The 22,728-nt window shown below is 42.0% G+C and carries 23 protein-coding genes; 14 read left to right on the top strand and 9 right to left on the bottom strand.

Features of this window, described 5'->3' with window-relative positions; all coding sequences use genetic code 11:
- Positions 1-226 precede the first annotated feature (226 nt).
- Positions 227-622: a VOC family protein gene (locus MKY20_RS19420; RefSeq protein WP_019382011.1), complete on the top strand. Its 396-nt coding sequence runs from the start codon at positions 227-229 to the stop codon at positions 620-622.
- Between the two features lie 113 nt (positions 623-735).
- On the opposite strand, the gene sstT is transcribed toward MKY20_RS19420, so the two are convergent.
- Positions 736-1,968 carry a serine/threonine transporter SstT gene (gene sstT / locus MKY20_RS19415; RefSeq protein ID WP_019382012.1) on the bottom strand — a complete coding sequence of 411 codons (1,233 nt, stop codon included), beginning with the start codon at positions 1,966-1,968 and terminating at the stop codon, positions 736-738.
- 295 nt (positions 1,969-2,263) lie between these two features.
- Between sstT and MKY20_RS19410 the strand changes: the two genes are divergently transcribed.
- The gene (locus tag MKY20_RS19410) at positions 2,264-3,118 is read left to right on the top strand and encodes a GRP family sugar transporter (RefSeq protein WP_009330475.1); all 855 of its coding nucleotides are present in this window, start codon (positions 2,264-2,266) and stop codon (positions 3,116-3,118) included.
- Positions 3,119-3,137: 19 nt separating this feature from the next.
- Positions 3,138-3,923: a glucose-1-dehydrogenase gene (locus MKY20_RS19405; protein ID WP_341002514.1), complete on the top strand. Its 786-nt coding sequence runs from the start codon at positions 3,138-3,140 to the stop codon at positions 3,921-3,923.
- Positions 3,924-3,965: 42 nt separating this feature from the next.
- Here MKY20_RS19405 and MKY20_RS19400 read toward each other — a convergent pair whose 3' ends face one another.
- The 3 genes from MKY20_RS19400 to MKY20_RS19390 all read right to left on the bottom strand — a co-directional run bounded on the left by MKY20_RS19400 (position 3,966) and on the right by MKY20_RS19390 (position 6,244).
- Positions 3,966-4,595 (bottom strand): hypothetical protein, encoded by a 630-nt coding sequence (locus tag MKY20_RS19400; RefSeq protein WP_217025159.1) that lies wholly within the window; start codon positions 4,593-4,595, stop codon positions 3,966-3,968.
- A gap of 443 nt (positions 4,596-5,038) precedes the next feature.
- On the bottom strand, positions 5,039-5,980 hold the full coding sequence (locus MKY20_RS19395) for a nucleoside hydrolase (protein ID WP_217025157.1): 942 nt from the start codon (positions 5,978-5,980) through the stop codon (positions 5,039-5,041).
- 138 nt (positions 5,981-6,118) lie between these two features.
- Positions 6,119-6,244, bottom strand: a complete 126-nt coding sequence (locus MKY20_RS19390; protein WP_019382015.1) for a hypothetical protein — start codon at positions 6,242-6,244, stop codon at positions 6,119-6,121.
- 236 nt (positions 6,245-6,480) lie between these two features.
- Here MKY20_RS19390 and MKY20_RS19385 point away from each other — a divergent pair, with 236 nt between their 5' ends.
- Together MKY20_RS19385 and MKY20_RS19380 are read left to right on the top strand one after the other, a co-directional pair.
- Positions 6,481-8,130, top strand: coding sequence for a catalase (locus MKY20_RS19385; protein WP_217025156.1), 1,650 nt, complete (start codon positions 6,481-6,483; stop codon positions 8,128-8,130).
- A gap of 132 nt (positions 8,131-8,262) precedes the next feature.
- Positions 8,263-8,967 (top strand): gamma-glutamyl-gamma-aminobutyrate hydrolase family protein, encoded by a 705-nt coding sequence (locus tag MKY20_RS19380; RefSeq protein WP_071158440.1) that lies wholly within the window; start codon positions 8,263-8,265, stop codon positions 8,965-8,967.
- A 48-nt stretch (positions 8,968-9,015) separates the two neighbouring features.
- Here MKY20_RS19380 and MKY20_RS19375 read toward each other — a convergent pair whose 3' ends face one another.
- Positions 9,016-9,909 (bottom strand): LysR family transcriptional regulator, encoded by an 894-nt coding sequence (locus MKY20_RS19375; protein ID WP_341002508.1) that lies wholly within the window; start codon positions 9,907-9,909, stop codon positions 9,016-9,018.
- Positions 9,910-10,051: 142 nt separating this feature from the next.
- Here MKY20_RS19375 and MKY20_RS19370 point away from each other — a divergent pair, with 142 nt between their 5' ends.
- From MKY20_RS19370 to MKY20_RS19345, 6 genes are all read left to right on the top strand, one after another.
- Complete coding sequence (locus MKY20_RS19370; protein WP_034295647.1) at positions 10,052-11,257, top strand: NAD(P)-dependent malic enzyme; 1,206 nt, start codon at positions 10,052-10,054, stop codon at positions 11,255-11,257.
- A 331-nt stretch (positions 11,258-11,588) separates the two neighbouring features.
- Positions 11,589-11,885, top strand: coding sequence for a hypothetical protein (locus MKY20_RS19365; RefSeq protein WP_071158436.1), 297 nt, complete (start codon positions 11,589-11,591; stop codon positions 11,883-11,885).
- Positions 11,886-12,064: 179 nt separating this feature from the next.
- The gene (locus tag MKY20_RS19360) at positions 12,065-13,018 is read left to right on the top strand and encodes an ABC transporter ATP-binding protein (RefSeq protein ID WP_019382020.1); all 954 of its coding nucleotides are present in this window, start codon (positions 12,065-12,067) and stop codon (positions 13,016-13,018) included.
- A complete protein-coding gene (opuFB, locus tag MKY20_RS19355) occupies positions 13,015-14,532 on the top strand; it encodes an osmoprotectant update ABC transporter permease/substrate-binding subunit OpuFB (protein ID WP_341002504.1) in 1,518 nt (505 codons plus the stop codon). Before MKY20_RS19360 ends, opuFB begins: the two co-directional genes overlap by 4 nt.
- Positions 14,533-14,648: 116 nt before the next feature.
- Positions 14,649-14,996, top strand: coding sequence for a hypothetical protein (locus MKY20_RS19350; protein ID WP_009330462.1), 348 nt, complete (start codon positions 14,649-14,651; stop codon positions 14,994-14,996).
- Positions 14,997-15,135: 139 nt separating this feature from the next.
- On the top strand, positions 15,136-16,410 hold the full coding sequence (locus tag MKY20_RS19345) for an L-cysteine desulfidase family protein (RefSeq protein ID WP_009330461.1): 1,275 nt from the start codon (positions 15,136-15,138) through the stop codon (positions 16,408-16,410).
- 50 nt (positions 16,411-16,460) lie between these two features.
- On the opposite strand, the gene MKY20_RS19340 is transcribed toward MKY20_RS19345, so the two are convergent.
- Both MKY20_RS19340 and MKY20_RS19335 read right to left on the bottom strand, forming a co-directional pair.
- Positions 16,461-16,577, bottom strand: a complete 117-nt coding sequence (locus MKY20_RS19340) for a LuxR C-terminal-related transcriptional regulator (RefSeq protein WP_232292460.1) — start codon at positions 16,575-16,577, stop codon at positions 16,461-16,463.
- A 4-nt stretch (positions 16,578-16,581) separates the two neighbouring features.
- Entirely contained in the window at positions 16,582-17,157 is a 576-nt protein-coding gene (locus tag MKY20_RS19335) for a helix-turn-helix transcriptional regulator (RefSeq protein WP_251175185.1), read from the bottom strand.
- Positions 17,158-17,946: 789 nt separating this feature from the next.
- Here MKY20_RS19335 and MKY20_RS19330 point away from each other — a divergent pair.
- A complete protein-coding gene (locus MKY20_RS19330; RefSeq protein ID WP_071158424.1) occupies positions 17,947-19,194 on the top strand; it encodes a helix-turn-helix domain-containing protein in 1,248 nt (415 codons plus the stop codon).
- Positions 19,195-19,229: 35 nt separating this feature from the next.
- Here the strand turns inward: MKY20_RS19330 and MKY20_RS19325 are convergent, their stop codons facing one another.
- Positions 19,230-20,135: a DMT family transporter gene (locus MKY20_RS19325; RefSeq protein WP_071158442.1), complete on the bottom strand. Its 906-nt coding sequence runs from the start codon at positions 20,133-20,135 to the stop codon at positions 19,230-19,232.
- Between the two features lie 353 nt (positions 20,136-20,488).
- Between MKY20_RS19325 and MKY20_RS19320 the strand changes: the two genes are divergently transcribed.
- Positions 20,489-21,616, top strand: coding sequence for a M14 family zinc carboxypeptidase (locus tag MKY20_RS19320; RefSeq protein WP_071158422.1), 1,128 nt, complete (start codon positions 20,489-20,491; stop codon positions 21,614-21,616).
- Positions 21,617-21,655: 39 nt separating this feature from the next.
- Here MKY20_RS19320 and MKY20_RS19315 read toward each other — a convergent pair whose 3' ends face one another.
- On the bottom strand, positions 21,656-21,805 hold the full coding sequence (locus MKY20_RS19315) for a hypothetical protein (protein WP_157380156.1): 150 nt from the start codon (positions 21,803-21,805) through the stop codon (positions 21,656-21,658).
- Positions 21,806-22,080: 275 nt separating this feature from the next.
- Between MKY20_RS19315 and yyaC the strand changes: the two genes are divergently transcribed.
- Positions 22,081-22,701, top strand: a complete 621-nt coding sequence (gene yyaC / locus MKY20_RS19310; RefSeq protein ID WP_009330456.1) for a spore protease YyaC — start codon at positions 22,081-22,083, stop codon at positions 22,699-22,701.
- Positions 22,702-22,728: the final 27 nt, after the last annotated feature.

Here is a 22,728-nt window from a genome sequence, read left to right as displayed (position 1 = left end):
TGTATCAAGCGTATCCTTTTCTCCTATTTATCCTGCAAATAGGAACCGTCTATTTTTACTTGTATCTAACCTATTTCTCTGTAGCACCCGTATCAATTTGGTTAACGAATCTTTTTGTTTATTTTCAGAAACAAGAGCAATAAGAGGTTAAGAAGGCGCCTTGTACTTTTTTCCATAGGCATTATAATAGATTTGTAAGCGATTACGAAATTAAAAGGAGGAGACTATGGGCAGATTAGTTCATTTTGAAGTCCATGTGGACGATATGGAGCGCGCCAAGAAGTTTTATGGCGAGGTATTCGGATGGTCATTTCAGGATTGGAGTGAGTATGCCGGAATGCCTTATTATGGAGCAGTGACTGGAAATGAAGAAGAACTTGGCATTAACGGTGCTCTGTTGCAAAGACAGGGACCGCCACCAGAAGCTAATCAAGCGTTAAACGGATATGCCTGCACGATGGGTGTGGAGGACTATGATGCAGCTGAAGCCAGAATTATTGAGAATGGCGGCACTGTCGCATTGCCGAAGTATGCTCTTCCTGGAATGGCTTGGCAGGGTTATTATAAGGATACTGAAGGGAATATTTTCGGAATTCACCAGCCGGATGCAAGTGCCAAGTAAATCTATCTAAAACTTATATCATCAAATGGAAAAATACATAATTGAAAAAAGCCTTCTCCATGAGAGGGCTTTTTTGTTTAGGAGCCAGAAGGACTGGCAACTGTATTTCGTAATCAGGCACTGATTTTTACAATTTTGCCTTCTTTGCGTTTCTTTGCATATTCAGCAGTTGCGGTAAATAGAACATCTGATGACGAGTTAAGGGCCGTTTCACAAGAATCCTGAAGAACTCCTATGATGAATCCTACACCCACAACCTGCATCGCGATGTCGTTCGGTATTCCGAATAAGCTGGCTGCTAAAGGGATGAGAAGAAGCGAACCGCCTGCAACACCTGATGCACCTGCGGCAGATACTGCTGCTAATACGCTAAGGATAAGAGCAGTTGCAAAGTCCACTTGAATTCCTAGTGTATGGACAGCAGCAAGAGTCAGAATAGAAATTGTAACAGCTGCACCTGCCATGTTAACCGTTGCGCCTAATGGGATGGATACGGAATAAGTATCTTCATCCAGCCCAAGCTTTTCGCATAAGCTCATATTTACAGGGATGTTCGCTGCTGAGCTGCGCGTAAAGAATGCTGTCATTCCGCTTTCTCTCAGACATTTAAATACTAGAGGATATGGGTTCCTGCGAATGTTTAAGAATACGATAAGCGGATTCACAACGAGAGCAATAAAGAACATAGAACCGAGCAGGATTGCAAGCAGTTTTCCGTAATCAAGCAATGCTGAAAGACCATTGGTGACTATCGCATCAAACACGAGACCCATGATCCCGATTGGAGCGAAGCTAATTACCCATTTTACTAAAGTCGAGATTGCATCTGAGAAGTTTGCGAGCATGTTTTTTGTAGTATCAGCAGATTTTCTTAAAGCAATGCCGAGGAGAATTGCCCAAGTCAAAATACCGATATAGTTACCATTAATCAGTGCATTGACCGGGTTGTCCACTACGTTAGTCAGAAGGGTTTGAAGAACTTCTGCTATCCCTCCAGGAGGTGTTACATCCTCAGCTCCGGGAGCAAGTGACAGGGTAACCGGAAAAATAAAGCTGGCAACAACTGCTACAAATCCAGCCAGAAAAGTACTTAATCCATAAAGGGCGATAATAGATTTCATATTCGTCTTATGGCCGCTTCTATGCTTGGAAATGGCGTGCATTACCAGGAAAAATACCAATACCGGCGCTACAGCTTTTAATGCACCTACAAAAAGAGTGCCGAAGATAGTGATCCATCCCGCTGCTTTAGGAATGGTCAAAGCCAGGGCGACACCTGCGATGATGCCCAGCAGAATTCTTTTGACCAGGCTTATTTGGTTCCACTTGCTGATTGCGTTTTTCATAGAATTCCCTCCGAAGTGATTATTATATAAAAGAGAATAATTGCTTGTCACTGTTATTTGACAGTGATATTTGTTAGTTTAACACAAATATTATAAATTGTGCGATAAATTATTATATTGAAATATCTGTCAAACAGCTTTTATTAAGATAGATTGCTGATGCTATTGGTTTCACTTGTTTATTTTTGTGGAAAGAATAATAAAGAATTTAATACTTTTTTTGCTTGTGGAATAAGAGCCTTTCTATAGCCGCAATCTAAAAATGTACATATAATCGAAAGATGAGGTATACACCATGACTGGAATTCTACTAGCCCTCATAGCAGCGGTTTCCTGGGGCAGCATTGTATTTGTCAGCAACAAGCTTGGCGGTGACGAGGACAGCCAGACACTTGGTACTACAATAGGTGCCCTGTTATTTGCCATCGCTGTCTATCTTTTCAAGAGGCCAGATCTGTCCAATATTGTTTGGGCAGTCGGCTTTATTTCTGGTTTGTTCTGGTCAATCGGGCAGAAAAATCAGTTTGGGGCAGTCCGCTATCTGGGAGTTGCCAAGACAGCTCCGATGTCCACAGGTCTGCAGCTTATTGGAACAACTTTTTTTGGGGTATTCATTTTTAAAGAATGGGAAACAACGATGAGCATTATCATCGGGGTCTCCTCTCTTGTCTGCATCATTGTTGGTGCCGTTCTGACTTCTCTGAAACAGGGGGATGACAAGGAACAGGGAAAAAGTCTCAAGAAAGGATTGCTTGTACTGCTTTTATCGACGGCAGGTTTTGTGGGGTATGTCGTTTTAATACGCTGGTTTGATATTGACGGCTGGTCTGCGATTCTGCCGCAGGCGATTGGGATGGTAACAGGAGCATTCCTCATAACTCTGCGCCGCAAGCCATATAACAAATTTGCTATAAGGAATATCATTACGGGACTGATTTGGAGCACGGGGAATCTGGGATTGCTGCTTTCACTGCCGAAAATCGGCGTTGCCACCAGCTTTTCACTCTCCCAGACCGGAATTGTCATATCGACCATTGGCGGGCTTTTCTTTTTAAATGAACGCAAAAGCAAAAAGCAGGTGTTTATGGTTCTCCTGGGCTGTTTGTTTATTATCGCAGGTGGAGTTTTGCTGGGCTTTACGAAAAAATAAAAATAAGGGAGCGGATCTTATGTATCCAAGTCTTGAAGGCAAAGTTATCGTCATTACCGGCGGAGCTACCGGGCTAGGGAAGGCAATGGCTGAGCGATTCGGTGCTGAAAAAGCGAAGGTTGTCATCAATTATTTTAATGAGGAACAGGAACTGCAGGGAATCATTGAAACGATTGAAAATGCAGGCGGAAGTGCATCTGCCATCCAGGGGGATGTTACAAAGGAAGAGGATATTAAAAGAATGATTGCCCATGCAATTAACACGTTCGGTTCCCTCGATGTCATGATCAATAACGCGGGAATCGAAAATGAAGTCCCATCTGAAGAACTCACCCTTGACGATTGGAATAAAGTTATTTCGACGAATTTGACGGGACAATTTCTTGGCTGCCGGGAAGCCCTTGATTATATGCTGAAAAACAAAATAAAAGGCTCGATCATTAATATGTCATCTGTTCATCAGGAAATTCCCTGGCCCCATTTTGTTCACTATGCCGCAAGCAAAGGCGGGGTCAAATTGATGACCGAGACTCTGGCTCTTGAATTTGCCCCGCACGGAATCAGGGTGAACTGCATTGCCCCTGGTGCTATTGATACACCGATTAATGCTGAAAAATTCTCAGATCCTGAATTGAAAAAAGGTGTCCTTGAGCTCATTCCTATGGGCTACATCGGGAAGCCCGAAGAAATCGCAGCTTGTGCAGTGTGGCTGGCTTCCACAGAAGCGAGCTATGTCACCGGACTGACATTATATGCTGACGGAGGCATGACACAATATCCCGGATTCCAGGCGGGAAAAGGATGATGGAAAAATGCCCTTCTCACTAATGAGAGGGGCTTTGAAATTTTATTTCAAATCAAAAAACACGGTATTTCCTACCCAGGAATCATATTCCATTTTGGCATCCTCGCCGGTTTTTACTAAACCGGCTATATACCCTTCCTTCTCGTTTCCTTTATACATTTCAAAAGAAAAATCAGGTTCTGCTGTTGCGACAGTATCGCCGCTGTATACATCGCCGCTCTCGCTGACAAATTTAAAGTTCATGATTCCATCGATGGTGAATGGATGGTCCTCTGTTTCAGAGTCGGCAACTTTTACTTTGCTTTTTACAAGAACCCATTCATATCCTTCAGGTGCATCCTCGTTAAACTCATTCATTTCCTTCAGTTTGACCTGTGCATCCTGTCCGCGAATGACCTCTTCTACTGACAGCTCAATCTTTGTTTTATATTCATTTGATGAATCATCGTATGTGACCGTTTCAATCGCAGCCATTTCATTTACTTTTATCGGATTGGAGCGGGAGCCAGCCTTTGATTCTTCTTTTTTCTCCTCAGGCTTTGCACTTTGCTCCTCGCCATTCTCCTCTGTTTTGCTTTTTGTTGATACACCCTTGCTTTCACCGCACGCAGTTAGAAACAATGCAGACACCAAACCTGCCACAGCTAATTTTACTAATTTCCTATGTTTCATATTAATCCCTCCAGTTAGTTATCTTGATCTCTACAAGGAAAATAGTAGCATGAAGGCTGATTAAATTTTTGGAAGGGTGAAAGACATAAATAAAAAAATCCGGCCTCTTAATAAGGGCCGGACCTGAAGGGGTAAAGAAAAAAGGGCTGTATGATGTTTCGGTACAAATTCATTGTAATACTTAAATGTTAACAAACTATGAACGGGATGCGGACAAAGTATTAAATATTTCCTTTCGATATAAGAGTGAAAGGTCCATTTGTTAAAATTATTAAATGAGTATACAATCAGGCTGGACAAAAAATCCTGCAGCAGAAATCGGGTTAACATGATCTATAACTTTGCAGTTAACTTTTCAATACATGAGGAATTTGAACCTGCAGGGGGGACATACAAATTGCTAAGGGAGTCAGCAGCGAAGGCGGCATCAGACATTCATAATTTTATCCAAGCATAACTTTGAGAAACTCATTGATAAAGCCATCGTAGTCAAGTTTAACGGCTATTCTGGTCTTTCCCTTCTGGCTGCCGGGCCGGATATCGATGTATGATAGACCCTTTCCCTCTACAGTTCCATCTATAACACTTACGTCGTAATAAATGTAGTCTGCTATAGCAGGATTATTAATGATCATGATAGTAAGCAGATCGTGAATAGGGGCTCCTTGAATCCCGGGAACCAGCTTCTGATAAGCTTTATAATAGTACTCGAAAATAGGTTTTAATAAAATGGTGAAAGGGTTTGTAGCTGTATTAGTTACATATTCCACTGTTTCCATGGTCAATAAGGCGAATTCTGTTACATTTAGAGGTGTAATCGTAAGGTTATTGGCATATTTACAAATGTAATTGGAAGAGGTAGGGTCACCATAAAAGTTGGCTTCCGCAAGAGGTGTAACGTTCCCGGGAACAAAGAAAGCACCGCCCATGATATAAAAAGCTCCCACTTGCTTGATCTGTTCGTCAAAGAGTATAAAAGCTATCGCCAAGCTAGTAGATCTTCCGGTATCAACAATAATCAAGTCTTTCTGATACTTTTCAATAAGGATACCTATTGTATCAAATGGATAGGTTTGATATTTCATATCAGCAGGAGGCTGAATAGGTCCAATCCCTTCGGCTCCATGGATATCCGGATAGTACGTAACTTTTTCCTGCTGAACAGGCTGAGCAGCACCAGGAATAATAGGAATATTTTTTTGTCCAGCCAGATCTAGCAGATAATAAGCATTTGCTGTTGCCTGGTCCTCAGTTACATTCCCATAGCTTGTAACAAGTCCGACCAGTTCAAGATTCGGATCCAGCAATGTATAAATGATCGCTAGAGAGTCGTCAATTCCAGGGTCACAAAATAATAAAATTTTCTTCGTTTTTCTTTTCGCCATTTAAACCCCTCCCTAAATTGCTTATACAAAAATATTCATAAATGACTTTTAATATGTTGTTTTAAGAAAAGGTCTAAAAATATAAAAAGCGCCTGTTCCCGTAAAAGTTGAAGGGAAAAGCGCGTGTCTTCTTTTCTTCTATTTTCTTTTTTGAGCCTTCATTTTGTTCTCTTCCAGTTCAGCAGCATACTCTTCGTATGTTTTACCCTGCTTCTGGCTTTCCGATTGAATTTTTTTGAACTTGTTATCATTTAGATTAGGCACGTCTTCACCCCCCTTTGGACAAGAGTATTTTTTTACAAAGGCAAGAACATTATTCGAACAAATAAACGAGGAGCTTTTTTCGTAAAAAGGTTTCATTTCAGCCACACAGGGTATGATAACACCTGAAGTAATTGTGTTTTGGAAGAAACCCCATCACCTAACAATACAGGAAAATCCAGGTATAAATTTCTAAAACCGAGGTAAAATATCGTCATAAAATATTAGGAGGTCTGATTTTGGCAAAGAATAATGATAGGAATTCAGCAAATGATCAAGATGTAAAGCGTGAGACGCTGACGACTCGGCAGGGACATCCTGTTACTGATAACCAAAACATCCGTACGATAGGCAATCGGGGACCAGCGACCTTGGAGAATTACCATTTCATTGAGAAAATCTCCCATTTTGACAGGGAAGAAGTACCGGAGCGTGTGGTTCACGCAAGAGGAGCAGGGGCATTCGGTTACTTTGAGACATACGGAAAAGTTGGGGATGAGCCGGTCGAAAAGTATACACGCGCAAAGGTTTTTTCTGGTGCAGGGAAGAAGACGCCATTGATGGTACGCTTTTCTACCGTTGCAGGGGCAAAAGATTCACCGGAAACGGCTCGTGATCCGCGCGGCTTTGCAGTAAAAATGTACACAGAGGATGGAAACTGGGATTTAGTCGGTAATAACCTGAAAATCTTCTTTATCCGGGATGCGATGAAATTCCCTGATATGATTCACGCCTTCAAGCCTGATCCTGTTTCAAATGTGTCAAATCCCGAGCGGATGTTTGACTTTGTATCCAGGACACCTGAGGCCACACACATGATTACATTCTTGTTTTCACCTTGGGGAATACCCGCTACATACCGTCATATGCAAGGCTCCGGCGTCAATACGTATAAATGGGTGAATGAAAAAGGGGAAGCGGTACTGGTGAAATATCACTGGGAGCCGAAGCAGGGCATCCGCAACCTGACACAGCAAGAGGCAAACGAAATTCAGGCGAAAAATGTCGGTCATGCCACACAGGATTTATTTGAGTCAATTAAACGGGGAGATTATCCTGAATGGGAGCTATTTGTACAGATTATGGAGGATGATTACCATCCTGAACTGGATTTTGATCCCCTTGATGATACAAAGCTTTGGCCGGAAGATAAGTTCCCTTGGCTTCCTGTTGGCCGTATGGTTCTTGATCGCAATCCAGAGGATTATCATGCAGAGATTGAGCAGGCTGCCTTCGGTACAGGGGTACTCGTTGACGGAATGGATTTTTCTGATGATAAGATGCTTCAGGGCCGGACATTCTCTTATTCCGATACACAGCGCTATCGCGTAGGGGCAAACTATCTGAAATTACCGGTGAACGCGCCGAAAGCACCTGTTCGCACAAACCAGCAGCGCGGCCAAATGGATACTCGTGACCCTAAAGAATCGGGAGAAAATCCGCATATTAACTATGAGCCATCGATGAAGGGCGGCTTCAAGGAAGCACCTGAGGAAGGGCGCACACCGCATCGGCCAACCTATAATGCTGCAGCCATGAGCGCACCTATCGATCGTCCAAATAATTATGGTCAGGCAGGCCATACATATCGGAGCTTTGAAGATTGGGAGCGCGAGGAATTAATCAAAAACCTCTCTGAAGCACTGGCGGTATGTGACAAACGTATTCAGGATGCTATGTTTGAGCATTTCACACAGGCTGATGAAGATTATGGACGCCGTGTGAAGGAAGGAACCGAGAAAGTCATGAAAGAATTGCTGGCAATGAGCGGGGAAGAGCAAGTGCCTGGCCGAGACGCTGGAAGATCCAAATATGGCCAGGGTTCGATTGCTGAAAACGAGGCAGCAAAGGAAGCTGTTGAGAAAAGCCGTGAAACGGATCCATATTAATTAAGAAGCTAGGGCTGTCCAAAGGTGGACAGCTTTTTTTCTTTGTTTTTTCCATTTTTTAATTGCAGGCAGGTAGGACTTCCTCCCGGTTTTGTAGAATAATCTCCTAAACTATATAGCCAGAGGTGCCGAATGAAACCAATTATAGGGGTTACATCGAATTTAGATGACAAGCAGCTTTCCGTTTCAATGGATAATATCCATTCATTATTAAACGCAGGGGCCGTTCCAATTGTTTTGCCTAATCTGCTGGAAGATGGCAAAATTGAAAAATTAGCTGAAGAGATGGATGGGCTGCTTCTTACGGGTGGAGGGGACATCGATCCCACCCTATTTGGTGAAGAACCCCATCAAAATCTGGGAAGCATCTGTCCTGAAAGAGACACGTTTGAACTCAGCATTATTAAAAAAATGCTGGCTCTTGATAAACCAATTTTAGCCATATGCAGGGGCTGCCAAATCCTCAGTATTGCTGCTGGGGGTGATATGTATCAAGACATCTATTTCCAGATGGGCGTCCCTCTTTTGCAGCATGCCCAAAAAGCACCCCGGTGGCATGCGTCCCACTTTGTAAATGTAAAAAGAAATTCTCTTCTGCACAGAGCCACTGGTGAGCTAAGTTTTAAAGTAAACAGCTATCATCATCAGGCTGTCCGCAAGATGCCTGAAAACTTTGAGGTATGTGCCGAGGCAAATGATGGAGTCATTGAGGCTTTTGAGAGTAACAAGCATAGCTTTGTATTAGGGGTACAGTGGCACCCTGAATGCATGACACAAAAGAACGATCACCCATCCTTAGCTATTTTTGATGCATTTATAAAGGCTTGCAAACAATAAAACTAGAAATAAAAAGCCGTCGCATTTTTCATTTTTGCGACGGCTCTTTCATAGTCCATTCTCTAAATAACTCTCTGAACAGGCGATAAACTCCCGAACCGCAAACGATAAGTACTTTTCCTTTTTCCAGATCATCCCCAGCTCCAAATTTACAGCAGATTCAGAGATTGGCAGAACAACAAGGCCTTGGCTGTATATATTCTGACAGATTTTACTTGGCAGCATAGTGATCCCCAGTTTTCCTTCAACCATCCCCAGCAGGAAGTCCTTTTGTGAGCTTTCACAGACAATATTGGGATGAAATCCGCTTTTCGAGCACTCCTCAATGATCAGGTCGTAAAGGGTGAAATCTTTCCGGTAGAGTATAAAGGGCTCATTCGCCAATTGTGAAAAGTGTACCTCACTATTTGAAGCCAGCGGATGTTCACGATGGACAATAAGCATTAAGGGGTCCTTTAAAACATTAATAATTTCAAAGCTGCTGCCTTGTGCAGGCACCGTACAAATAAGGCCAATATCCAATGTTCCATCGTCTACGCCCTTTTTAATTTTCTTTGTGCCTACCTCTGTTAATTTAATTTCAATCAATGGGAATTTTTCTTTATACTGGCTGATGAGCTGCGAAAAAAAAGCGGCACCTACAATAGGAGGGATGCCAATTTTGATTTCACCGCTCTTCAGCTCCGTCACATCTGTTAACTCCAAAGTCAGGTTTTTAAATGCGTCCAGCACTTTCTTTGCATTAATCAGCACCGCTTTTCCCGCATCCGTTAATTCAAGCTGCTTCGATGACCGGTAAAAAAGCGGCACCCCCAGTTCGCCTTCGAGGTTTTTTATGGCTTTGCTGATGGATGGCTGGGTGACATGCAGGGTCTGTGATGCTTTTGTGAAACTTAAGTGCTGAGCTACTTCAGCAAAATATTCCAAATGCCGTATATCCAAACAGATCCCCCCTTCATATAACCAAAAGGCATAATGTTTATAGATTATATGTATTTCATTTATGGATATCATTCATTATATAATAATCTACAACAATATAATACTGAAAATTAACAATATTCAATTTGGGGAGATGGTTAAGATGGATTTGCAGAAAGAATCTTTATTGCTTCATGAGAAGTTTCGAGGGAAGTTATCAATTGATGTGAAAATGCCGCTGAACAGCATGAAGGATTTAAGCTTAGCCTATTCCCCAGGAGTAGCAGAGCCATGCCGGAAAATTCATGACCAGCCTGAGAAAGTCTATGATTATACAATAAAAGGCAATTTAATCGCGGTTGTCTCTGACGGAACATCGGTGCTGGGGCTTGGCGATATTGGCCCTGAAGCCTCCATGCCCGTCATGGAGGGGAAGGCTGCCCTATTTAAAGCTTTTGCAGGAATTGATGCCGTTCCAATTTGCCTTGATACGAAGGATCCCGAAGAAATCATTAAAACAGTCAAGCTGCTGCAGCCTTCCTTTGGAGGCATCAACCTGGAAGATATCGCGGCACCTAATTGCTTTTACATTGAAGAACGCCTTAAGCAGGAAATGAACATTCCCGTTTTTCATGATGACCAGCATGGAACAGCCATCGTAACGGCTGCCGGTTTAAAAAATGCTTTAAAGCTTGTTGATAAACAAATGGAAAAAATAAAAATCGTAATCAATGGGGCAGGTGCCGCAGGAATCGCGATTATCAAGCTGCTCCTTAATATGGGTGTAAAAGATATCATCATGTGCGATACAAAGGGAGCGATTTATGAAGGAAGACAGGAGCGTATGAACCCTGTCAAAGAGTCTGTGGCGAAAATCACCAATCCAGACAAACGGCAGGGTCCGCTTGAAGAGGTTATTATCGGCGCTGATGTGTTTATCGGGGTTTCATCTGCAGGAGCCTTAACAAAGGAAATGGTCCAGACAATGAGTCAGGATTCCATTATTTTCGCCATGGCAAATCCGGTTCCAGAAATCATGCCGGAAGAGGCAAAGGAGGCAGGAGCCAAAGTGGTAGGAACAGGACGCTCTGACTTGCCTAACCAGGTGAATAATGTCCTCGCATTCCCGGGGATTTTCAGAGGGGCTTTGGACGTCAGGGCTACTGAAATTAATGAAGAAATGAAGATGGCAGCTGTCGAGGCCATCGCCGGATTAATCGACGCTACAGACTTATCACCGGATTATGTAATACCAGGACCGCTCGACAGCCGAGTTGTTCCGGCCGTAAGGGATGCCGTAGTAAAAGCCGCCCAGAAAACCGGTGCTGCCCGGATCGAAATCCTGCAGAGCGAGACGATAAGCCAATAGACTGAAATTTGCATGCGGAGGCATGTTCAAGCGAAGTAAATCATAGTATCCAAAGTATCAGGATGCTGGTTTTGCCAATGGGAATTATTTTATCACTTTCGTCACTCTGAATTAATGGCTGTTTTCTTAAGGTTCTATGTTTCTAAGCGGATAACTAAGTTTATCAGCTGAGTTGATTAAAGCGGAGGAAACTTGACTCCTGCAAAACCGAGGAGGCTCCCGTTCCTCCCCGCGGAAAGCATGTGTCCGTAGCGGAAATCAGCGGACAGCCTTATAAAATTTCCTATCTTTAGAAAAGAGCAAATTAATTTTATTAAGGAGATTGATACCGATGAAAGTATACGAAGTAATCGAGACGCAGGAAATGTTCCGTGGTGAAATCATCGAAGACTATTATATTATTTATGAGCAAACAGAAAACAAAATCTTTGAAAATCGAAACAATCATCTGTTTCAGCAGGAAAGATTTTTAGAAGAGACAGTTAATGTCTTTAAAGGAAACCCGCACTCCACCCTAAAAAAAGTAAAAGCATATCCCATTCGCCATCTTGCATTTGGAGATATCCGCGAAACAATCAGAAACGACTTTCCGGATCTCTTTAAGAAACTGAACAGGTCTCCGGCATAATAATAACAGGCAGCCTCTATTTGATGGAGGCTGTCCTTTTTTATAGAACCCCATAATGGAAAAATAACCTATCTATCTGTATGATGGTATAACGGTAAAAAGAAAACTTCTGCACGGCTGTTTTTCCGTAAAATATTTAGGGAACAATCCAGATTTGAACTTATTAGAGGGGTGGAGCAATGATTCGATTTGACAATGTGTCAAAACAGTATGGGAATGGAACCAAGGCTGTTGATTCAATTAATTTACATATAAAAGAAGGCGAGTTCTTCGTTATTATCGGTCCGAGCGGTTCTGGAAAAACAACCGTTCTGAAGATGATTAATAGACTGATTCCTTTGACATCAGGAACGATATCCATTAAAGGCAAACGGATAAGTGACTATGACATTCATGAGCTCCGCTGGGATATCGGCTATGTCCTCCAGCAAATTGCCCTTTTTCCTCACATGACAATTGCGGAGAACATCGCAATAGTACCCGAGCTAAAGAACTGGGAACAGGGAAAAATCCAAGAACGGATTGATGAGTTATTGGGAATGGTCGGATTGGAGCCTGACATCTACCGCAGCAGAAGGCCACATGAACTCTCAGGGGGACAGCAGCAAAGAGTCGGAGTAACAAGAGCCCTGGCCGCCAATCCGCCTATCATCCTGATGGACGAGCCTTTTAGTGCGCTGGATCCCATAAGCAGGGAAAAGCTTCAGGACGACCTAATCCATCTCCAGAAAAAAATAGAGAAGACAATCGTCTTTGTCACACATGACATGAAGGAAGCTTTAAAGCTTGGTGACCGCATTTGTGTCATGAAGGACGGGAAAATCGTGCAAGTTGGCACTCCAGAGGAGCTTCTTGCTAACCCGGAGGATGACTTTGTCCGGCAGTTTGTCGGGGAAGAGCGGGGTCCTTACATGGAGGGATTCAGCCTTCAAGATATCCTCCAGCCGATTTCAGAAACCGAACAGAACGGGGCAGTCATTTCCGTCTCGGCTTCACTGGAAGAAACTCTTAACTTATTGGCAGCTCAAGATGAACTTGCTGTGGAAGAGGGCGGAAACATCATTGGAATGGTTAACAGGCAGGCCGTTATTCGTAAGCTGGCTGGCAGCATGAAGAAAGAGGTGAGGTCATGAACACCTTCAGCTCTGTTTTTAATGAAAGGAAAGGGCAATTATTAAGTGTACTTATTGAACATATACAGATTTCGCTTATTGCTTTGTTTTTCGCAGTCCTGATTGCGATCCCGCTTGGAATTTATCTGGCTAACAAACAAAAAATAGCAGAAGGGATCATTGGAGTGACGGCAGTATTGCAGACTGTGCCCTCTTTAGCTTTGCTTGGTCTTTTAATTCCCTTATTCGGCATTGGGAAAGTTCCGGCAATTATCGCACTAGTCGTATATGCACTTCTGCCCATACTAAGAAATACATATACAGGCATAAAGGAAGTGGATGATTCCATTATCGAAGCGGCAAGGGCAATGGGAATGAACAGGCGGAAAAGGCTCTTGAAGGTAGAGCTTCCTCTCGCCATGCCGGTGATAATGGCCGGAATCCGGACAGCTATGGTTTTAATTGTTGGAACGGCTACACTTGCAGCATTAATTGGAGCAGGAGGACTGGGAGAACTGATCCTCCTTGGAATCGACCGGAATAATACGGCACTGATCGTTCTTGGGGCCATACCTGCAGCCATATTGGCAATCCTTTTTGACATGCTGCTGCGCCGCTTCGAGCATATGTCATTTAAAAGATCGCTCACAGCGCTGGGGATATTTATTTGTGCGATGATACTGGTTATGGCCATCCCTTTAGTGACAAATAAATCAGAAGAGAATCTTGTCATTGGCGGGAAGCTTGGTTCAGAACCGGAAATCCTTATCAATATATACAAATTACTGATTGAAAATGAAACCGACCTTAACGTTGAGTTACAGCCAGGATTAGGAAAAACGTCGTTTGTCTTCAATGCGCTGAAATCAGGCAGCATCGATGCGTATCCTGAGTTTACCGGTACGGCCATTGCTGAATTTTTAAAAGAGACAGCGGTAAGCACCGACAGTGGAGAGGTTTATGAGCAGGCGAGAAAAGGAATGAAAGAACAATACGACATGGAGCTGTTAGAACCGATGGCATACAATAATACCTATGCTTTGGCAGTTCCTAAGCAATTGGCCGAGGAATTTGGCCTGCAATCTATTTCAGATCTAAAAGCTGTCGAGAAAAACATAAAAGCTGGCTTCACCCTTGAATTTTCGGATCGGGAAGATGGTTATCGTGGAATCCAGGAGCTATATGGCGTGGAATTTCCAACTGTTTTAACCATGGAGCCTAAGCTGCGCTATGGAGCAATCGAAAAAGGCGAAATCAACCTAGTGGATGCTTATTCAACAGATAGTGAAATAGCAAGATATAACCTCACTGTCCTGGAGGATGACAAGAATCTGTTCCCTCCGTATCAGGGTGCACCATTGCTAAGAGCTGAAACAGTCGAGGAACACCCCGAATTGGTTAGAGCCTTAAACAAATTGAGTGGTAAAATTAGCGACGATGAAATGCGTGAAATGAATTATAAAGTCAATGTGGAAGGGGCAAGTGCAGAAGAAACTGCCCGGGAGTATTTGGAAAAGGAGGGGCTTCTGAAGTAGTACTCGAAAACCGTCTGGGGAGAATCCAGGCGGTTTTTGCATGGTGAACTGTTTTAAATTATGCCCGACTATCATACACATTTCTTAATCGCACTTGTGCTTAAGGAGATGTTGATATGCTATTTGAGATGGAAAAGGCTAACCTGCTCGCTGAAAATATTAAGGACTTTCTTGACTTTCTCGATAAAAATCTTGAAAGAAATATCTTTTATATGGACACTGACAAAATACATCAAATCAAATTGATTGCTGCAGACTTTAAGTTTCATATCCTCGCAGATGAGCTGTTCAGAATCAATCGCTTTGTCTGGGACCCAAAGTATACAAATTATTTGGTGGACCGGTTTGTAAAAGGGCTCACCATTATAGATGAATATGTACATAGAAACTATAACAGCCTGTTTATGGTGACTGGAAGATTATATACGTTGAAGAATCTCAGTGCATTATTCAGCAAAGATTAAACAGACAGAGCTGCTCCTATTTTTCTGATTCCTAAGAGTTTTAGCGTGGAAGGAAATATTGCCTCTCATAATTTTTAACTATTTGGATTATAATAGTTAAAGTTTATTCTTTTACTTTAAACAATTAGGGGTATGAAAAATGGAGAAGCACAAGATCTTAAGAATTCTGGAAAAAGAATTAGTGGTTGCCCTTGGATGTACGGAACCTGTTGCGATTGCACTTGCAGCAGCCACTGCAAAGAGCCATGCAAAAGGGGAAATAAAAGAGCTTTGCTTAAAAGCGAGCGGAAATATTATTAAAAATGCTAAGTCAGTAGGAATACCCGGCATGAGTTCCTATGGTCTTGATTTCGCAGCGGCAATCGGCGCTGTGGCAGGGGACCCTGCAAGAAAGCTGGAAGTATTAGAGGGAGTGGGGCCAGAAGATGAACTTTTGGCGCTGAAACTTATTGAAGAAGGAAAAGTAATTTCCCTTCAGGCGGAGACGCCAAAAAGGCTGTTTATCGAAGCAGAATTAAAAACAGATATGCAGACTGCCAGAGTGGTAATCTCTGATAACCACAGCAATATTACTTTAATAGAGGTTGATGGCAAGGCTATCTACCAGGGCGGATGTGAAAATATAGGAATTCAATCGGAAGAAGATGAATTAATTGCACTTTCTATTGATGAGATATATGAATGGGTGCTTAATGCTGAAATCAGTTCTTTATCACTTGTCAAAAAGAGTATCGAGCTCAATCGGGTCATTGGAATGGAAGGCCTTTCAGGCGAATATGGCTTAAAGGTAGGGAAAACGATAAAGAAAAATGTGAAAATGGGCATCTTGTCTGATGATATTGCCACTGCAGCAATGTCTTTGGCAGCAGCTGGATCAGATGCGAGAATGGCAGGCTCCACTCTGCCTGTCATGGCAAATACCGGAAGCGGCAACCAGGGAATCGCAGTCACACTTCCAGTTGTTGCTGCTGCAGAAAGACTAAAGGTTTCTGAGGAAAAAATGATTAGGGCAGTGGCACTCAGTCATCTGATAACCATTCATATTAAATCTAAATTTGGCCGGCTTTCAGCATTATGCGGTGTAACAGCTGCAGGAATGGGGGCAAGTGGAGCCATCGTATATTTGCTGGATGGAGAGCTTCAGCAAATTAAAGCAGCCATACAAAACACAATTGGGAATGTTTCCGGAATGATCTGTGACGGAGCAAAAGCCGGCTGTGCCATGAAAGTATCTACCTGCTCCAATGTAGCTGTGCAGTCTGCCCTCCTTGCGCTCAACGATCAGGAAATCAAATCAACCGATGGATTTATTCACGATGACGTTGAAAAGAGCATCGAGAGTTTTTGTAAATTAGGGAATGAAGGAACCCGTCATACGGATGAGCTGATTTTAAAATTGATGATGGAGAAATAAACTGAAAAAAAGGCCCTCTCTTTAAGAAAAGGGCCTTTTTGGTGTGCTAATTACGAAATCATCCCTCGTCGAAACATCTCCGCAATTGCCTGTGTCCGGTTTTGAGCTCCCAGTTTCCTAATAGCTGTTTTAATATACTGGTTGATGGTGACTTGACTGATAAACATGGAGTCAGCCATTTCTTTGATGCTTTCCCACCCAGGAAATCCTTTTCATGACCTCCATTTCTCTTCTGCTTAATAGCCGGGCATCTCCATTTCCTTCCGTTTTTTCAAGGGTTTTTCCTACGTGTTGACCAAATTGTGTATAAGAAGAAAGCTGCTGATCAGATATTTTTCCGTGCTCATCAAATTCGTTTGTGCAAATATAGCCGATAGGAACGGCACCAAAGCAGATGGGGATAGCCAGGAAGGAGTTGACATTGGAAGTTGTTATGTATTTGATGTTTATTTGCTTAAGGTACTCGATCCCAGAACAATATTTTGCTTTTCGTTCATAAAGGGCGGAGTAAATGAGCGGCAATGAACGAATATCATCCCTGATATCTCTGATATGAATTAATCCGTGGCACGTTATTGCGATGATTCCTTCACCAATAAAACCTAAAGGTGAATACCGGAATAAATGGGCATTCTTTACAGGGAAAACGTTCATATAAACCTCTAGAATTTTATACAGCTTTTCCTCATGACTATCGACATCCTCTAAATTCTGGATATTATCCAAAATGGTAGATTCTAATGCCATATTAACAGTTTGACCCGCTGCGGGATGAAGGGGAAGCCTATGCTTAACGCTTAAAAGAAGCAGGCGTCCCGGTCGAAGCCAAACGGTATGACGGCATGATCCATGGCTTCTTCTGGATGCCAGGTGTACTGGAGCAGGGAAGAAAATCGATTGAGCAGGCGGCAAATGCTTTAAAGCGTGTGTTCCAGGGGAGTGTCGCTTCGAAATAATATATGCAGATTGGACACTTCTGATTGAAGGAGTGTCCTTTTTTGTGTTAGTTTTGTAAATTAATTACTTGCCAGATTTTCTGAAGAGCTCATGGCGACTAAAGGAATTAATACGGTCGCCATGGAGGGCTCATGACGACGAAAATGCAAGAGAGGGAAAGAAAACGGTCGCCAAGGAGCGTTCATGACGACGAAAGTGCAAGAGAGGAAAAGAAAATGGCCGTCATGGATGGCTCATGACGACGAAAATACAAGAGAGAAAAAGAAAACGGTCGCCATAGAGCGTTTATGAAGACGAAAATGTAAGCGAGGGAAAGAAAACGGTCGCCATAAAGCGTTTATGAAGACGAAAGCGAAATCGGGGAAAAGAAAACAGTCGTCATAAGAACATGAGATCAAAAATATCCAGCAAACTGGCTGCCACTGCCATTGTGGGGTAATCTTTTTAAGCTTCCTCCTATCTATTAAGATACATTTCCACAGATGGCGGGAGACAGGTCTACTGCCTGTTTCTATTAACCTATAGAAAATCACTGGTGATTTCACTATAATAATAGAAACTTTAATATCGAGGTGCAGCATGATCATTGGGAAAATAATTAAGTTTTACAGGGAACGAGAAGGCCTAACTCAGGGTCAGCTGGGAGAAGGGATTTGTTCAGTAACCCATTTAAGTAAAATTGAAAGGGGGATTACCGAATACTCCGGGGAAATTACACACCTCCTGGCCAGGAGGCTCGGCATTAATCCCGAAGAAGAAATACTTCGATATCATCAGCTTGCAAAGAGGCTGGATGAATGGCATGAGAGCATGATCATGCAGCGAATACAGGAATCAAAACAGATAAAAAAGGAGCTGCAGGTTGAAAAACTGATTCATATGCCAGATTTTCAGACTCTATATGGGCTTCTGTCAGCAAGGTTCTATTTATCTGTGAGTGATTTGGAGTCAGCCTCAAAATTAATCTCGGATCTTAATAAAGCTTCCGCTGCCTTTTCGCCTCATGATGCGAATCTGTTGAAACATATCCAGGGCATCTATTACTTTCTTACAGGTCAATACCGTGACTGTATCAGCTGTTTAGCTTCCATTGACAGAGATCAGTACAACTATGATGAATACTATTACCACCTAGCGATTGCTTACCATTCCATCCATTCAAATATTACAGCCTATTATTACGGGAAAAAGGCTCTTCAATATTTTCAAAGAACCTTAAATATTCTCCGCATTATAGACACAGAAATGCTGCTGATTGTTCAGCTAAATGCCAAAGAACTACATGATTTTAATGAAACAAAGGAAAAATATGAACAGTTAATTAAGTTATGTGATGCGTGTAATTCAGGTGACCGGAAATCCAAGCTTTATCATAATCTGGCATTCGAATATTTTCGCCGAAAGAAATACAGGGAATCAGCAGGCCTTTATGAAGAAGCACTTAAGCTTACTGCCGAAAATGCTCCTCACTATTTAACTGCTTTAGATGGTTACATTCATACCTGTTATAAAGGAAAACTTCAGGCCGGCAGTGCGCTAATAAAATTAGCTGAAGAGGGCATGGAGAGGGCAAAAGCAGCTGATTCATTTACCTGGATTTACTTTCAGCTTCATCTCTATCTATTGAAAAAAGAAGAACAGCAATACTATCAATTTATTGAGGAAACAGCTTTGCCGTACTTTAAGAAAATTGGCTATGGCATTTTAATCGACCATTATGAGAAAAAGCTTTTCCATTTTTATTCAGAAATAGGTGAGGCACAAAAAGCAATTGAGCTCGCCCGTTCTTTTATACAGAAACAAAAAAGCTATTATGATCACGAGTAACCTTTTTTCGCAATGAAAAAAATGAGACTGCATTCTTATGCTGTCTCATTTTTCATTGACTGTTTATGCATCCTTTTTTTAAACATTTTCGCATTTGTTCCTATATAAACACCTGTCAGAACAAAGGCTGCCCCTATTCCATGAGCCATGGTGAATGTTTCACCCAAAAAGACCGTAGCCATGATAACGGCAGATACAGGCATCACATTAATAAAAATTGAGGCTTTGGCCGCACCGACCTCTTTAATTCCGTTATAATACATGACAAATGAAACCACGGTAACAAAAATGCTCATATGGGCTATAGCAGTCCATGTCGTCATGCTGGCTTGCTGGATATCCATCCACGATGTTTCAGCAGAAGCGAATGGCAATAGAAATAAAGTTCCATAGGCAACTGCATAAGTAGTGGACTCCACTGAGCTGAATTTTTTCAAAACCACTTTCCCCACAACACTATAGATGGCCCAGCTGACCACAGCTCCCAGCAATACGAAGTCAATGGGTTCAAAGCCATATTGGAAAAGCTTAAGCAAATGGCCATCTGTTATAATAAACACTACACCTGTCAAAGCAACGGCCATTCCAATGATATGATTTTTTGTTATCTTTTCTTTTAGAAATAACCCTGATAAAAGGACAATCAGCACCGGGTTTGAAGCAATAAATAATGAGCTTTTAATCACGGGCGCATGCTTTGTGGCCAGGAAAAAACAAATATTATATAAGGCAATTCCGGTCAGGCCCAAAAGAGCAAACAATCCATGATCTTTCAAATTCGGTCGTTTCCGGTCTTTTTCCATGATCCACATGAGCGGAAAAAGCAAAATGGCAGCTCCCAAAAACCGCAAAAAAGCAACTGTTGCAGGTTCAAAGCTTTGAACAGCAAACTTGCCGGCAATAAAAGCGCTGCCCCATGTAGCAGTAGCCAAAGTCAGCATTCCATAAATAAGCCATAATCTCTTTTTCAAACAACTCGCCTTCATTTCTGTAAAATTTTATAAATAGTATTATAACACCTTTTTCGGAAGGCGAAATAGTTAATTTTTATTAAAGACTTATCAATTTTAACTTTAGGAAAAAAAGAAGAGGGGAATATGTTGGTTTTTGTCACACTTTATCGATTTACAGCGCAAAACAGTTCTTTATTCTTAGTCACATTACCACAATTAACAAAATGATCTCCTGAATTAGCTGAAAATTCATTCTTTTTTCTCTGTCTAGGGACAAGCCCATCCCGTATCATTTCTTTAGAGTCCCGAATAAAGGGGCTAATAGAAAGGGTGAAATACATATGAAGAAACCGGCAGTGAAAATCGCATTGCTGACAGCATTTCTTGTTATGCTGTTCTCCACACTTTCCTTTGCGGCAACCGTACCAGGAGGGCCATCTACAAATGGAAACACAAGTATTAACAGCATGCTCTCCTACGAAGATGTCGTGAAAACGCTCAACGGCATTGAGCAGGCAAGCAAGGGGAAGGTGGAAGTTTTTACACTCGACCGCTTCGGCAAATCAGAGCAGGGCAGAAGCATTTATGTCGCCAAGGTTGGAACCGGGGAGAAGAAAATCTGGATTCAGGCTCAAATCCATGGAAATGAAAAGCTGGTTACAGAGGCAGCGCTTCAGCTGTTAAAAACTTATGCGAGCAACAATTCCAAAGAGGTACAGACCGTTCTGGAAGAGTCCACACTATACTTCATTCCAATGTACAATCCGGATGGAGCAGAAATGAATACCCGTGGTACAAAGATTACGGAGACAGGACAATTACTGGATTTGAACCGGGATTGGTCTCCAGAAGGCGGCTTTAAAGCCAAAGAGTCTAAAGTCGTTTATTCCTTTTGGGCCGAATTAAAACCTGACTTTGCAATCGATTTGCATCATCAAGGCTTAAAACAGGTTTATGGAACAAATGAAGCTACTTCATTTTCACTCGGTATTTCCCTTGCGCCGAATGGACCAACATTGCCTGCATACAAAAACTACAATGATGTGACAAGACAAATGTTGGCATATGTCTACGATGAAATGAACGGATACGGCTATACCCATATTGACCGCTACCAGATTGTTGATAGTGAAAAACAGGTAGGTTATGATATCGACATTAAAGGCGGAGTCGTTTCAGCTATGATGATGGGGTTGAATTATAGTGGTTTAAACCCGGAAAATCACAGCCATCCAGCAGTATTTTTTGAAACAAAAGGCAATTCAAGCGATGGCAGCCTGGGGCAGAAATCGAATGGATATTTAACAAAACAAAACTATTTAGCTTTAAAATCCTTGATATATGGCTATGTTACAGGTGAAGTAAATGATGTGGATCCTGAGAGTTGGAATAGTATCCCGGCCTATCCTTTAGCAGGCTACTGGACAGATTATAATGGGATTGTTCCTGCGGAATCATCAGGCTTTTAAGTTAATAAAGAAGAAGCTGGTCATGGAGCCAGCTTCTTTTTATCTGTTGCTCTTCTTCACTGTACTCTCTGCAACCATTCCTCTTACATCCTGCGCCACTTTATTAAAAGCCTGATTTACCCGATCCATCAAAATATCCTGGGAAGTGCTGTTTCGATTTTCAATTCCATCATTAATATCCTTTTTCATTCTGATCACCTCCATAAAAAATATTTTTTGTATAAGGTAATAAAATATTCTTCAAAGGAATCTAAAAAGGAGATGAACTAAAGCTTGGGCTTCTAGTATGATTGTAGAAAGATATTAACGGGGATATATCGCCAAATGTCTGGGCAGGACATAATATATTGGTAAAAAAATTTACAATTACTGCATTCATTGTATACACTAAGAATGATTATCAATTAAAAAATAAAGACGATTTGGTATATAAATAACGATTACCGCGGAAAGGAGGGACCAAGATGTGGCCATTTTCATCCAGCAAACAGAACAAAAATGCCGTCGATGCAGCCAGTTATATTTCCATTAAAGAAACGACGGAAGAAGCAGAAATCGATAAGATGGTATCTAAGCTGGAACAGATTTTTTTCAGCACATCCAGGGAAATCGTTATTTTGTGCATTGGTTCTGACCGCTCAACAGGAGATTCTCTTGGGCCATTGGCAGGGAAGATCCTCAAAGAAAAGAACATTCCCTATCCAGTGTATGGGACTTTGAAGGAGCCTGTTCACGCATTGAATATCAAAAAGGTTCTTAAAGAAATCAAAGAAACCCATGATGAACCGTTTATATTTGGCATAGATGCCTGCCTCGGAGACGAGCGGCAAATCGGCTATATTTTAATAAGGGAGGGGTCGTTTATTCCAGGAAATGCAGTGAATCGGGCTCTTCCGAGTGTGGGTGATTATCATTTGAAGGCCATTGTCAACACGCTTGATCCATTATCACCTGTAAATTCCTTAAATAGCACGAGATTATACCTGGTTTTAAAACTGGCTGAAATCATTGCGGAAATCATTTCACGTGTAGCGGTAAATGACCGTACTTCCAGAGGAGTGATTGAAAAAATGAATGTTCCGTAAACATAAATTGGGTAAATCAGCCAAAAA

The organism is Cytobacillus sp. FSL W8-0315 (assembly GCF_038002905.1).
GTDB classification, from domain to species: Bacteria; Bacillota; Bacilli; order Bacillales; family Cytobacillaceae; genus Cytobacillus; species Cytobacillus pseudoceanisediminis.
The sequence above is the reverse complement of the archived record's forward strand: the minus strand, read 5'-3'. Positions and strand labels throughout refer to the sequence as shown.

What these genes read in the sequence shown, in the direction of transcription:
- sstT (WP_019382012.1), bottom strand. Translation starts at nt 1,968, where the DNA reads ATGAAAAACGCAATCAGCAAGTGGAACCAAATAAGCCTGGTCAAAAGA.
- MKY20_RS19420 (WP_019382011.1), top strand. Translation starts at nt 227, where the DNA reads ATGGGCAGATTAGTTCATTTTGAAGTCCATGTGGACGATATGGAGCGC.
- opuFB (WP_341002504.1), top strand. Translation starts at nt 13,015, where the DNA reads ATGAACACCTTCAGCTCTGTTTTTAATGAAAGGAAAGGGCAATTATTA.
- MKY20_RS19350 (WP_009330462.1), top strand. Translation starts at nt 14,649, where the DNA reads ATGCTATTTGAGATGGAAAAGGCTAACCTGCTCGCTGAAAATATTAAG.
- MKY20_RS19330 (WP_071158424.1), top strand. Translation starts at nt 17,947, where the DNA reads ATGATCATTGGGAAAATAATTAAGTTTTACAGGGAACGAGAAGGCCTA.
- MKY20_RS19395 (WP_217025157.1), bottom strand. Translation starts at nt 5,980, where the DNA reads ATGGCGAAAAGAAAAACGAAGAAAATTTTATTATTTTGTGACCCTGGA.
- MKY20_RS19320 (WP_071158422.1), top strand. Translation starts at nt 20,489, where the DNA reads ATGAAGAAACCGGCAGTGAAAATCGCATTGCTGACAGCATTTCTTGTT.
- MKY20_RS19315 (WP_157380156.1), bottom strand. Translation starts at nt 21,805, where the DNA reads ATGAAAAAGGATATTAATGATGGAATTGAAAATCGAAACAGCACTTCC.
- MKY20_RS19360 (WP_019382020.1), top strand. Translation starts at nt 12,065, where the DNA reads ATGATTCGATTTGACAATGTGTCAAAACAGTATGGGAATGGAACCAAG.
- MKY20_RS19405 (WP_341002514.1), top strand. Translation starts at nt 3,138, where the DNA reads ATGTATCCAAGTCTTGAAGGCAAAGTTATCGTCATTACCGGCGGAGCT.
- MKY20_RS19335 (WP_251175185.1), bottom strand. Translation starts at nt 17,157, where the DNA reads ATGGCATTAGAATCTACCATTTTGGATAATATCCAGAATTTAGAGGAT.
- MKY20_RS19325 (WP_071158442.1), bottom strand. Translation starts at nt 20,135, where the DNA reads ATGCTGACTTTGGCTACTGCTACATGGGGCAGCGCTTTTATTGCCGGC.
- MKY20_RS19400 (WP_217025159.1), bottom strand. Translation starts at nt 4,595, where the DNA reads ATGAAACATAGGAAATTAGTAAAATTAGCTGTGGCAGGTTTGGTGTCT.
- MKY20_RS19345 (WP_009330461.1), top strand. Translation starts at nt 15,136, where the DNA reads ATGGAGAAGCACAAGATCTTAAGAATTCTGGAAAAAGAATTAGTGGTT.
- MKY20_RS19410 (WP_009330475.1), top strand. Translation starts at nt 2,264, where the DNA reads ATGACTGGAATTCTACTAGCCCTCATAGCAGCGGTTTCCTGGGGCAGC.
- MKY20_RS19380 (WP_071158440.1), top strand. Translation starts at nt 8,263, where the DNA reads ATGAAACCAATTATAGGGGTTACATCGAATTTAGATGACAAGCAGCTT.
- yyaC (WP_009330456.1), top strand. Translation starts at nt 22,081, where the DNA reads ATGTGGCCATTTTCATCCAGCAAACAGAACAAAAATGCCGTCGATGCA.
- MKY20_RS19370 (WP_034295647.1), top strand. Translation starts at nt 10,052, where the DNA reads ATGGATTTGCAGAAAGAATCTTTATTGCTTCATGAGAAGTTTCGAGGG.
- MKY20_RS19365 (WP_071158436.1), top strand. Translation starts at nt 11,589, where the DNA reads ATGAAAGTATACGAAGTAATCGAGACGCAGGAAATGTTCCGTGGTGAA.
- MKY20_RS19340 (WP_232292460.1), bottom strand. Translation starts at nt 16,577, where the DNA reads ATGTTTATCAGTCAAGTCACCATCAACCAGTATATTAAAACAGCTATT.